The organism is Achromobacter sp. 2789STDY5608621 (assembly GCF_001299375.1).
Lineage (GTDB): Bacteria > Pseudomonadota > Gammaproteobacteria > Burkholderiales > Burkholderiaceae_B > Achromobacter > Achromobacter insuavis.
On record NZ_CYTU01000004.1, the window covers coordinates 247648 to 259346 of the forward strand.

General features: G+C 67.8%; 8 protein-coding genes and 1 pseudogene. 4 read left to right on the forward strand and 5 right to left on the reverse strand.

Annotation, left to right across the window (positions count from 1 at the left end):
• A partial coding sequence (locus AOZ53_RS34105) for an ATP-binding protein (RefSeq protein ID WP_231690582.1) occupies window positions 1–281 on the reverse strand: 281 nt, incomplete at its 3' end.
• Window positions 282–607: 326 nt separating this feature from the next.
• On the opposite strand from AOZ53_RS34105, the gene trxA reads away from it, so the two are divergent.
• Both trxA and rho read left to right on the forward strand, forming a co-directional pair.
• On the forward strand, window positions 608–934 hold the full coding sequence (gene trxA / locus AOZ53_RS07000; protein WP_006387817.1) for a thioredoxin TrxA: 327 nt from the start codon (window positions 608–610) through the stop codon (window positions 932–934).
• A gap of 117 nt (window positions 935–1051) precedes the next feature.
• Entirely contained in the window at window positions 1052–2311 is a 1260-nt protein-coding gene (rho, locus tag AOZ53_RS07005; RefSeq protein ID WP_006218533.1) for a transcription termination factor Rho, read from the forward strand.
• A 204-nt stretch (window positions 2312–2515) separates the two neighbouring features.
• On the opposite strand, the gene AOZ53_RS07010 is transcribed toward rho, so the two are convergent.
• Window positions 2516–2863: a hypothetical protein gene (locus tag AOZ53_RS07010; protein WP_054434235.1), complete on the reverse strand. Its 348-nt coding sequence runs from the start codon at window positions 2861–2863 to the stop codon at window positions 2516–2518.
• 104 nt (window positions 2864–2967) lie between these two features.
• On the reverse strand, window positions 2968–6588 hold the full coding sequence (locus AOZ53_RS07015; protein WP_156333304.1) for a YhdP family protein: 3621 nt from the start codon (window positions 6586–6588) through the stop codon (window positions 2968–2970).
• 100 nt (window positions 6589–6688) lie between these two features.
• On the opposite strand from AOZ53_RS07015, the gene glnE reads away from it, so the two are divergent.
• A complete protein-coding gene (gene glnE, locus AOZ53_RS07020; protein ID WP_054487359.1) occupies window positions 6689–9454 on the forward strand; it encodes a bifunctional [glutamate--ammonia ligase]-adenylyl-L-tyrosine phosphorylase/[glutamate--ammonia-ligase] adenylyltransferase in 2766 nt (921 codons plus the stop codon).
• 103 nt (window positions 9455–9557) lie between these two features.
• The gene (locus AOZ53_RS07025) at window positions 9558–10232 is read left to right on the forward strand and encodes an epoxyqueuosine reductase QueH (protein ID WP_054434310.1); all 675 of its coding nucleotides are present in this window, start codon (window positions 9558–9560) and stop codon (window positions 10230–10232) included.
• Between the two features lie 40 nt (window positions 10233–10272).
• Here the strand turns inward: AOZ53_RS07025 and AOZ53_RS07030 are convergent, their stop codons facing one another.
• Both AOZ53_RS07030 and AOZ53_RS07035 read right to left on the reverse strand, forming a co-directional pair.
• Window positions 10273–11244, reverse strand: a complete 972-nt coding sequence (locus AOZ53_RS07030) for an AraC-like ligand-binding domain-containing protein (protein WP_054434229.1) — start codon at window positions 11242–11244, stop codon at window positions 10273–10275.
• Window positions 11245–11383: 139 nt separating this feature from the next.
• Window positions 11384–11699, reverse strand: a pseudogene (locus AOZ53_RS07035) (cytochrome C); the annotation flags it as partial.

An 11699-nucleotide genomic window follows, 5' to 3' on the forward strand; every position in this document is an offset into this window, starting at 1 on the left:
CGGGTGAAGACCAGCTCGACCACGGGGGCGTTTTCTTCGGGATGCAGGCCGACGGGAATGCCGCGGCCGTCGTCCTCGACGGACACGCTGCCATCGATGTGCAGCGTGACCTGTATCTGTTTGCCGTAGCCAGCCAGGGCTTCGTCTGCGGCGTTGTCGATGACCTCCTGCACGACGTGCAGGGGGTTTTCGGTGCGGGTGTACATGCCCGGGCGCTGCCGCACGGGCTCCAGCCCCTTCAGGACGCGGATGGACGCCTCGTTGTAACGTGGAGTGGCCAAGTTATCCCCAACATCTGTGGAAAAAAACCGACATTTTACGGATAAGCCCAGATTCTGCGCGGCTCCGGGTGGGATGCGCACGACCTGACCAGCTCCGAATTCGGTAGGATGACGATAGAGACACAGCCAGCGGATCCGGGTTCAATGCCCCGGATCGCGATAACTGCGCCGCGATATCCTACACAAAAGCGGCAAGTACTGTTGTTATAAACAGTGGTATGCCTGTTGTTTTTGACAGTGGTATGCTTTAATCCATTCCACAAACAAGAACAACGGCAAGGCGTCCCTTTTTTCGCCTTTTGCTGCCGAACCCGAGAATCACCATCATGAGCGACCAAATCAAGAACGTCAGTGACGCGAGCTTCGATGCCGATGTGTTGAAGTCCGGCCAGCCGGTGCTGGTGGACTACTGGGCTGCCTGGTGCGGCCCCTGCAAGATGATCGCCCCGATCCTGGAAGAAGTCGCCACCGAATACGCCGGTCGCCTGACGATCGCCAAGCTCAACGTGGACGAGAACCAGGGCACCGCCGCCAAGTACGGCATCCGTGGCATCCCCACCCTCATGCTCTTTAAAGACGGCCAGGCTGCCGCCACCAAGGTTGGCGCGCTGTCGAAGTCGCAACTCACCGCATTCCTGGACGGCGCGTTGTAAACTGCGTGCTGTGAACGAAGGCGCCGCCCTGGGGGCGGCGCTGCTTCCATACCGCGCGAGCCCGTCCGTGGCGCGCCGCCAGAACCCTCCTTTACTCTTCCCCCAACACTCACCGCGATGCACCTCAACGAACTGAAGGCGCTGCATGTCTCGCAGCTGCTGGAAATGGCCGCTGGCCTGGAAATCGAGAACGCCAACCGCCTGCGCAAGCAGGAGCTGATGTTCGCCATCATGAAACGGCGCGCCAAGCAGGGCGAGCAGATCTTTGGCGACGGCGTGCTGGAAGTCCTGCCCGATGGCTTCGGTTTCCTGCGCTCGCCCGAGACCTCGTATCTGGCCAGCACGGACGATATCTACATTTCGCCGTCCCAGATCCGCCGCTTCAACCTGCACACCGGCGACTCGATCGAAGGCGAAGTGCGCACGCCCAAGGATGGCGAGCGTTATTTCGCGCTGGTCAAGGTGGACAAGGTCAACGGCGTGGCGCCCGAGGCGATCAAGCATCGCATCATGTTCGAGAACCTGACGCCGCTGCATCCGAACCGGACCATGCGCCTGGAACGCGACATCAAGAGCGAAGAGAACCTGACGGGCCGCATCCTCGACGTCTTCGCCCCCATCGGCATGGGCCAGCGCGGCCTGATCGTCGCCAGCCCCAAGTCCGGCAAGACGGTGATGATGCAGCACATCGCGCACGCCATCACCACCAACTACCCCGACGCGGTCATGATCGTCCTGCTGGTGGACGAGCGTCCCGAGGAAGTGACCGAAATGCAGCGCACCGTGCGCGGCGAAGTGGTCGCCTCGACCTTCGATGAGCCCGCCACCCGCCACGTGCAGGTCGCCGAAATGGTCATCGAAAAGGCCAAGCGCCTGGTCGAAATGAAGAAGGACGTGGTGATCCTGCTGGACTCGATCACCCGTCTGGCCCGCGCCTACAACACCGTGGTGCCGGCTTCCGGCAAGGTGCTGACCGGCGGTGTCGACGCCAACGCCCTGCAACGTCCCAAGCGCTTCTTCGGCGCCGCGCGCAACCTCGAGGAAGGCGGTTCGCTGACCATCCTGGGCACCGCGCTGATCGAGACCGGCAGCCGCATGGACGAAGTCATCTACGAAGAATTCAAGGGCACCGGCAACTCCGAAGTGCACCTGGAACGTCGCCTGGCGGAAAAGCGCGTCTACCCGTCCATCAACCTGAACAAGTCGGGCACCCGCCGCGAAGAACTGCTGATCGCGCCGGACCTGCTGCAGAAGGTCTGGGTGCTGCGCAAGTTCATCCACGACATGGACGAAGTCCAATCCATGGAATTCATCCTGGACAAGATGCGCGCCACCAAGACCAATGCCGAATTCTTCGACATGATGAAGAAGAAGTAAGCCGTCGCCGCCCGCATGCCGGGCGCACGCATCGATTTGGCGAGGATTGCCCCACGGCGGTCCTCGCCAAATGCTTTTTGGGCCGGCATTTCCCGCCGGCCCGCCTCTGATCCTCGCCGGGTTTCGCGCCGGCCCGCATTCGATCCACGCCGGCGTTCACGGCCGGGCCGCATCCGATATCCGGGGGTATCCCCCCGGCTGGATTCAATGCAATTTGGGATCGGGGAACGGCAGCTTGTCCTGCGACATGCTGGGCTGGGCCTTCCACTTCTTGCCCTGCTTGTAGAAATCCATCTGGTTCTCGTTGACCGCGGCGCCCATCGTCACCGCCACCGTGCAGGCGACCTGCCCCGCGTGGGAGGCCTGTTCCGCGGCCACGCAGGTGCCCAGCTTGACCTCGGACGGGCGCGACAGGCCGGTGCCCGCGAGCATGTCGACGATCGCATCCGTGGCCTCGGGAATGGTGGGCAGGACCAGGTTCTGGGCCTGGGCCCAGGCGGAAACACTCATCAGTGCGAGCACCGTTGCCAGGCGGATGCGGGACTTGGCCATGCGACGACTCCATCAGTAGCGGGACTGACGAGAGATTAATGGCGCCGCCGCGTTGCTGTCTGTACGGTCTGTATCCCAATGTCAGGAAACCGAGGCCAGCCGGATCAGTGCTCGATGAACTCTTCCAGGCTGCGCGGCTTGGGCGTCTGCTTGGGCGCCGGCTTGCCCGAATCGTCGATCGGGTCGATCTTGGGATCGTCCCAGCTGCCCGTCACGGCGTATTCCATGGTCATGGCGCGCGCCAGCGGCTGCTTGAGCAGCCATTGCGTGACGAAGGCGCCCAGGCCGATCAGCGGGTTGACCGCCAGCGCCGTCACCATCGCCGCGCCGCTGGCGTCCAGGTTGGGAATCACCACCGCCTTCAGGTTCCAGCGCTCCTGCACGAGGTTCACGTCGCCCGCCAGCACGATGGCGGCGACCGGGCCGTTGATCTTGTAGCCCTCGGTCTTGAGCGAACCGTCCGCCAGCTTGATCTGCCCGCGCACGGTATCGAACGGGAAACCGTCGCGCAGCAGGTTGGTCGGATTGACGTCGAGCCGCGCCAGCCGTTGCAGCGATTGCAGCGACAGCAACTCCAGCAGGCGCGCCGTGCGCGAATTCACGTGCATGAAGCGGCCCTTGTCCAGGGTGATCTCGGCATCGCCGGTCACGTCGGCGATATTGTGGGTCCAGGGCAGATTGCGCCAGGTCACATTGGCCTTGATGCCGCCGGTGCCGCCCGACACCACGCGCTCGAAGCCGATGCGGTCCATGAAGCTGCCCACGTTCTCGAACTTGGCGGTGGCATCCACCGTCAGGCCGCGGTCCGGGCCTTCGAGGCGCCAGGCGCCGGTGGCGTTCAGGGTGGCGGCGTCGTTGGTGATCGACAGCTTGTCCAGGCGCCACTGGCGGCCGCGTTCGAGGTTGGTGCCGAGCACCTGCAGCTCGCCCAGGTTCTTGCCGTACAGGCGGAATTCCTTGGCCTGCAGGTCGATCGCCGGGATGTCCGACAGGTCGTTGCCCGAGGACAGCGCCTTGTCGGCCTCGTTGGTATCGTCCGCGCCGCCCAGCGCCAGGTGCTTGAAGCGCGCGGTGATCTGGCCGGCGATGGCGCCGGAGGCCTCGCGCCACGACAGCGAGCCCGCCGCCTGACGCGATTGCAGATCGACGCGCCACTGGGCCGGGGCCGGCCGCGTGGCGTACAGGGTCAGGTCATTGAGCGTATAGCCGCTGGTGCGCAGCAAGCCGGTGGCCAGGCTGACGCGCTCGGCCGCGGGCAGCAGCGGCCGCGGCGCCGGACGGCCCTTGACGGGCGGCGGGTCGAACCCGTCGGACACCTTTTCCCAGGCATCCATGTCCAGCTCCGGCAGGCTGGCGCTCAGGCTCAGGCCGCGCTCGGGCAGGCTGGCCGGACGGTCGATGCCGAGCGCGCCGCGCGCGAAGTACGACGGCGCGGCATCGGTCGGATCGCGCTCGAACAGCGCGTTGATGTTGTCGCCCAGGCTGGCGGTCAGCCAGCGCCGGCCCTTGGCGCCGCGGTCCTGCGCCGCGCCCCATTGCAGCTTGAGCGGCCGCGCCAGCGGCGCCGCCTTGCCGACGGGGGCCGGCATGTCGATGGCCAGGCCGGTCAGGTCCGATTCCATCGACAGTTCCACCGAGCCGCCGCGCTGGTAGCCGACCTTGCCCTTGTAGGCCGTCTTGCCCGAAAAGCGTCCCATCGAGGGCGTATTGCTGATCTGCGTCAGTCCGGACCCGGCCAGCACGCCCTCGAAGCGCAAGGCGTCCGTCGGCTGCGCCAGGCTGCCCGAGATCTTGACCGGACCGCCCAGGAACTGCGCGCGGATCTCCTTGGTGCGCACGCCCTTCTCCGAAAACTCCAGGTCGCCATGCATCTGGCTGAGCAGCGGCATTTCCGGCATGAAGGTGAAGGTGTTGTCGGCGAACTGGATCTTGCCTTCGACCTGGGTGTCGTCGGTGTTCATCAGCGGCACCTTCAGCTTGAGCGGCATGCGCCAGTTGCCCGTGCCGCGCGCCTCGTCGAGCGCGCCGTCCAGCAACTGGCCCAGCGGCGAGCGGTCCGACAGCGCCAGGTAGGCCGGCACCGTCCCGCTGGTGTCGCCGTTGACCGTCAGCTCGGCGTTGTGCTCCATGTCGGGAATGGTGGCGGTGACCGCCCCCAGCGTCACCGTCTGGCCCGGCCCGGTATGAGCCACCGCCCCGCCCGGACTGTCGAGCACCAGCCCGACCTTGTCGACTCGGAAATTGCCCGACAGGTTCTCCAGCATCGGCCAGCCCTTGCGGTGCGGCCGGGCCGGCGCGTAATCGACCTTGGCGCCGGAGTAGGCGCCGGCAATGACGAATTCGCCGGTCGAGCCTTGGGCGCCGAAGGGGAATTCGTCCAGGTCGCCCTTGAGCGTGATGGAGGCCGACTCCATCTGCCCGGCCGGCAAGCCGGTCGCCAGCCATTCGCGCGCGTCCGGATTGACCTCCAGCGGCAGGTAGCGGTGGATCGCGTTCATGGCGCCGCGCACCAGCGTGCCGCGCATGTCGACGCTGCCCGCGGCGCTCTTGCCTTCCTTGCGCCACTGGCCCTGCAGGCGCACGTCGAGATCGTCGTTGACGACCCGCAGCTGGCCCACGTCGACGAACCAGTCGCGCGCGTCGGCGCCCTTGATGCGGGCATCCAGCGCAATCTCGCTGGCGCCCAGCTCGGGCTGTTCGAAGATGCCGGGCAAGGCCACGCGCAGTTGCTCAACGCGGCCATTGACCGACAGGTCCGCCGCGCCGGCGCTGCGCGCCAGCGGCACCTGCTCGCTCTGGACGAAATCGCCGGGCGTGCCCTCGATGCGGAACTGCGCGTAGCCGCCGCGCACCGCCGGGCCGTCCGACGCCGCCGCCCAGTCGACGCCGCGCGCGGCCACATCGGCGGTCAGCCTGGTGAAGGTGCCATGGTCCAGTTGCAGCCAGGCGCGGGCGCTGACGCGCCCCTTGATGGCCGGCGGCGGCATCCAGGGCGCCCAGGCCATCGGCTCGGCGTCATCCAGCGCGGCATAGACCTGCCCGCTCCAGTTGGCCGGACTGGCCGCGTTGGCGCTGAACAGGCTGCGGTTGAACTCGCCGCGCAGGTCCACCTTGCGCGCCAGCGCCGGATCGGCGTCGGCGCGCAGCACGAAACGGTGCGACAGGCTGCCGTTGCGCACCAGGAAATCGACATTGCTCAGAACCAGTTCGGGCGCGTGGCGCAGCTCGTCCTGCCAGCGGATGCGGGCGCCGTGGATCAGCAGCTCGCGCTGCGCGGTCAGCCAGCGCAGTGCCGGATGATTCAGGTCCGAACGGTGATCGCTGGCATTCAGGTCGATGCCCTGCCCCGCCACCCACAGGCGGTTGTCGGCATCGCGGCGCAAGGTCAGTTCGGGTTGCTCCAGGCGCAGCCGCAGCAGCGTGGGCGACAGCGTCAGCAGGCTGCGCCAGGCCAGCACCGCCGACACCGAGGGCAGTGTCAGCACCGGCGCGGCCTGGTCGTCATAGACCTGGACCGAGGAAAGATCCAATCGGGGATTGAGGCCCTGCCAGTCCGCCTGGATGGCGCCGATCGTGACGCGAGCGCCCAACGCCTGGCTGGCGTAGGCTTCGATCTGGGGACGCCACTGGTCCACGCGCGGCAAGACCCAATAGCGTACGCCCAGGAGCCCGATGGCCACGACGCCGTACACGGTCAACACCGCCCAGAACAGGCAGCAGAACACTTTTTTTGAAACAGACACGGATCGGTGGGCAGGAGAATAGTCTTGCGGTATCGTCCCCACTTATACCTGAAACGCGTCCATTCGTCTTCGTCCGATCGCCATGTCCACGCCCGCCCTGTTTGCCCCCGCCCTCGCCTGGTCCGGCCATCTGCGCCGCCGTCTCGACGCCCACCCGGATCTGGCCGCCTGGCTGGCGGAAGCGGTGCAACAACCGGTCACACCCGAGCGGCTGGCGCAATGGCAGGCGGAGCTGGCGGGCCCGGGCGCGCCCGACATCCTGCCGGTGGACCTGTGCCGCCAGGTGCTGCGCAAATTGCGCGAACGCGTCTTCAGCGCCCTGATCGTGCGCGACCTGGCCGGCCTGGCGCCGCTGGAGGAAGTGGTGGGCGCGATGACGGCGCTGGCCGATGCCGCGGTGGCCGCCGCCTACCGCAGCGTGGCGGCCGACCTGGCCGCGGTGCACGGCGTGCCGCGCGATCCGGCCACCGGCCTGCCCCAGGAGATGCTGATCGTCGGCATGGGCAAGCTGGGCGGCGGTGAATTGAATGTCTCGTCCGACATCGACCTGATCATGCTGTACGGCGAGGAAGGCGACACCGACGGCCCGCGCCGCATCAGCCACCACGAGTTCTATGGCCGCCTGACACGGCGCATGATGCCGGTGCTGTCCGAGGTCGACGCCAACGGCCAGGTGTTCCGGACCGACCTGCGCCTGCGGCCCGACGGCGACGCCGGCCCGCTGGCCTGGAGCCTGGACGCGCTGGAGCACTACCTGATCGGCCAGGGCCGCGAATGGGAACGCTATGCCTGGCTCAAGGCGCGCCTGATGCCGGGCCAGGCCTTCGCGGGCAGCGACAGCGCGGCCCAGGCCCGCCAGCTGGAAAGCCTGCGCGTGCCGTTCGTCTACCGCAAGTATTTCGACTTCGACGCGCTGGCCGCGCTGCGCGCGCTGCGCGAGCGCATCCGCCAGGACTGGCAGCGCCGCGCCTCGGCCCGCAACGGCATCGACAGCGCCAACAACATCAAGCTGGGCGACGGCGGCATCCGCGAGATCGAATTCGTGGTGCAGCTGGCGCAACTGATCCGCGGCGGCCGCATGCCGGCGCTGCAGCAGCGCGGACTACTGGCGGCGCTGCACGCCGAGCAGGTCGCCGGCCTGGTGCCCGAGGACGACGCGCGCCGCCTGGAAGAGGCCTACCGCTTCCTGCGCCGCACCGAACACGCGCTGCAGTACCGCGAGGACGAGCAGACCCACCTGCTGCCGGGCGACCCGGACCAGCGCGCCGCGCTGGCCGCCGCGCTGGGGCTGAGCCCGCAGGATTTCGAAAGCACGCTGGCCGCGCACCGCCAGTTCGTCTCGCGCACCTTCCGCAACGTGTTCCGCATGGTCGGCATGGACAAGGAGGACACCGCCGATGCCGGCGCCGACACGTCCGCCGACGAACCCGACGAGGAATGCGCCCTGGCCGAGCAGATCCGCCAGGCCTTCGGCGAACAGGCCGACGACCTGCTGCGCCGCACCGAAACGCTGCTGGGCAGCCACCGCGTGCGCAGCCTGCCCGAGAGCAGCCGGCGCCGCATGGAAACCCTGCTGCCGGCCGCGCTGCGCGCCGCGCGCCAGACCAGCGCGCCGCTGGACGCCGCCGTGCGCCTGTTCGACCTGATCGAGAAGATCGCCCAGCGCAGCGCCTACCTGGCGTTGCTGGCCGAATACCCTGACACCCTGGCGCGGGTCGCGCGCATGGTCGCGGCCAGCCCCTGGGCGGCCCAGTACCTGACGCAGCACCCGCTGCTGCTGGACAGCCTGATCGACTGGCGCACCCTGTTCGAGCCGCTCGATTTCGCCCAGATCGCGCGCCAGCTGTCCGCCGACCTCGACGCCTGCCGCCTGCCCGATGGCGACCCCGACATCGAGCGCCAGATGAACCTGATGCGCGACGTGCAGCGCCAGGCCAGCTTCCAGCTGCTGGCGCAGGACCTGGAAGGCGAGCTGACGGTGGAAAAGCTCGCCGACCAGTTGTCGGCCCTGGCCGACCTGCTGCTGACGGAAACCATCCGCCGCACCTGGCCGCTGGTGAACAAGGCCGCGGGCGCCACGCCGCGCTTCGCCGTCATCGCCTACGGCAAGCTGGGCGGCAAGGAGCTGGGCTACGCCTCGGACCTGGACCTGGTGTTCCTGTATGACGATCCGCGCGAGGACGCCGCCGAGGTCTACGCCAAGCTGGGCCGCCGCATGACCTCGTGGCTGTCCACCATGACCTCGTCGGGCCGCCTGTACGAAGTCGACCTGCGCCTGCGCCCGGACGGTGACGCCGGCCTGCTGGCGGTGTCGGTCGAGGCCTTCGAGCAATACCAGCAGAAGCACGCCTGGGCCTGGGAACACCAGGCCCTGACCCGCGCCCGTTACGCGTCCGGCGACGCCGGGGTCGGCCAGCGCTTCGAGCAGATCCGCGAAGCCATCCTGGTGATGCCGCGCGACACGGCCAAGCTGCGCGAGGAAGTGCTGGCGATGCGCCAGAAGATCAACGCCGGGCACCCCAACAGCACCGACCGGTTCGACCTGAAGCACGACGCCGGCGGCATGGTCGACGTCGAATTCGTGACCCAGTACCTGGTGCTGTGCCACGCCGGCACCCACCCCATGCTGGTGCGCAACCTGGGCAACATCACCCTGCTGCGCCTGGCCGGCGAGGCCGGGCTGATCGAGCCGGCGCTGGCCGCCCGGGCCGGCGACGCCTACCGCACGCTGCGGCGCGTGCAGCACCAGCTGCGCATGCAGGGCGTGGAAAAGGCCCGCGTGGCGCCCGACCAGCTGCAGGCCGAACGCGCGGCCGTGCGCGAGCTGTGGGACGCGGTGCTGGGCTGAGCCGCGGCAAGCCCTTCCGGGCGGCGCTTGCCGGCGCCCCCTGGCCAAGGCGGCAACTCAGCGTAAAATAAGGAATTTTCCGCCTCACCGCCTGCTTTTGATCATGTCCGAACTCGTGCGCCCCAAACTCGACCTGCCCGCCGGCCGCCGCAAGGTGCTGATGCACTCGTGCTGCGCGCCCTGTTCCGGCGAGGTCATGGAAGCCATGACGGCTTCCGGCATCGACTACGCGATCTACTTCTACAACCCGAACATCCATCCGGTCAAAGAATACGAGATCCGCAAGCAGGAGAACATCCGCTTCGCCGAGCAGCACGGCATCGAGTTCATCGATGCCGACTACGACATGGACAACTGGTTCGACCGCGTCAAGGGCATGGAAAACGCCCCCGAGCGCGGCGAACGCTGCACCGCCTGCTTCGACATGCGCTTCGAGCGCACCGCCCTGTACGCTCACGAGCACGGCTTCGACACCATCACCAGCTCGCTCGGCATCTCGCGCTGGAAGGACATGAACCAGATCAACGGCTGCGGCGAGCGGGCGGCCGCGCGCTACGACGACCTGATCTACTGGACCTACAACTGGCGCAAGGGCGGCGGCTCGTCGCGCATGATCGAGATCAGCAAGCGCGAGAACTTCTACCAGCAGGAATACTGCGGCTGCGTCTATTCGCTGCGCGACACCAACCGCCATCGCCGCGCGCAAGGCCGCGAACGCATCCACATCGGCGTGAAGTTCTACGGCAAGGAAGACCTGATCAACGAGGAAAACCTCTGATCACACCGGGTCGTCCCGCCAGCCGGCGGGCGCTCCCGCATCAGGCCGATTCGCCCGGCAGGCGCCCCTGGCGCCGGTATTCCGACGGCGACACCCCATAGCGGTTGCGGAACGCGTGGCTGAAACGCGCCGCATCCGAAAACCCATGACGGAAGGCGATCTCGCCGATCTGCCGCGCGGTCTGCGCGGCGTCGGCCAGCATGTCGCGGCAGCGCTCCAGCCGCGCGCTGAGAATGAAATCGGCCGGCGTCGTGGCGGCCAGGGCGAACAGGTTGTACAGATAGCGCCGCGACACGCGCAGGGCCTCGGCCGCCGTCGCCGGCGACAGGTCCGGGTCGTGCAGGTTCTCGACCAGGTATTGCTGCACGCGGCGCAGTTGCGCCTGGCGCATTTCCACCTGGTCCTGCCCGCCTGCGCCGCCGGCCCGCTCGCTGATGTCCAGCCCCATCATCTGCATCACGGCGTTGGCCGCGTCGCGCGCCGCGCTGTCCGACAGATGGGCGTGTTCGCTCAGCGCCACCCGCAACAGGTCCATGGCCATGCGGCCGCAGCCGTGGCGCGCGCTGAAGCTGCGCGCCACCGCGTTGCGCATGGCCGGCAGCCAGGCCTCGGATTGCTTGCCCGGCACCTGCATCACCAGGAAATGGGCGTCGTCGTCGACATCGACCTCGTAGGGACGGGTGGTGTCGTAGATGCCCCACTCGCCCGGCATCAGCAAGGCGGTGCGGGCCGCCTGCCGGATCTCGCTGCGGCCATCGAGCTGCAGCGTGACCTTGTAGCCGGACGCCTCGGCGCGCTCGGCCAGCAGCCGCGTGCGGCGCACGCGCTGCGCGCCGGTGCGCATCTCGCAGACCTGCATCCAGCCCAGCGAATCCACCGCCACGCTGCTGCGAAACCGCTTCGGATCGGCGGCCGATACCTCCAGCGGCACAAAGGTGTTGCTGATGTTTTCCTTCCAGCTGGCGCAATCCAGGAACTGCTGGGGCGCGCTGCGTAACAGAGGGTGGGACATGGCGACTCCGGCGCGCGGCATGGAACAAAAGGCGGTCTTCTTTCTATCACCGAGCCCCGGGCCGGGAGTATCCGTGACAACCCCTAGGGCCTGTTCACACTACAGGGAGCCTCGCACCGCCCCCGGGCGCCGCGCGGCCTCAGGGCTTGCGGGCGCTGCCATATGAATAGTCGGACAGCGCCAGGCCCAGCGCCGCCAGCTCGCGCGCCAGGCCGTGGCGCACCGGCACCACGTCGTCGTAGCGGCGCGGCCGCGCCGCCGCCACTTCGCTCTCGGTGTAGGGCGAGAAGCCGGCCGGCAATTGCGCCGGACTGAACGTGTGCAGCAGCCAGTTCAACACATTGGCCAGTTCGGCGTTGCTCAATTGCGAATAGGCCGCGCCCGGCACCCGGATCAGGTATTCGCGGCCGGCCGGCAGATGCGTGAAGGCGCCCACCGAATTGCGGAAATCGGGA

What these genes read in the sequence shown, in the direction of transcription:
- AOZ53_RS07025 (WP_054434310.1), top strand. Translation starts at nt 9,558, where the DNA reads ATGTCCGAACTCGTGCGCCCCAAACTCGACCTGCCCGCCGGCCGCCGC.
- AOZ53_RS07010 (WP_054434235.1), bottom strand. Translation starts at nt 2,863, where the DNA reads ATGGCCAAGTCCCGCATCCGCCTGGCAACGGTGCTCGCACTGATGAGT.
- glnE (WP_054487359.1), top strand. Translation starts at nt 6,689, where the DNA reads ATGTCCACGCCCGCCCTGTTTGCCCCCGCCCTCGCCTGGTCCGGCCAT.
- AOZ53_RS07030 (WP_054434229.1), bottom strand. Translation starts at nt 11,244, where the DNA reads ATGTCCCACCCTCTGTTACGCAGCGCGCCCCAGCAGTTCCTGGATTGC.
- rho (WP_006218533.1), top strand. Translation starts at nt 1,052, where the DNA reads ATGCACCTCAACGAACTGAAGGCGCTGCATGTCTCGCAGCTGCTGGAA.
- trxA (WP_006387817.1), top strand. Translation starts at nt 608, where the DNA reads ATGAGCGACCAAATCAAGAACGTCAGTGACGCGAGCTTCGATGCCGAT.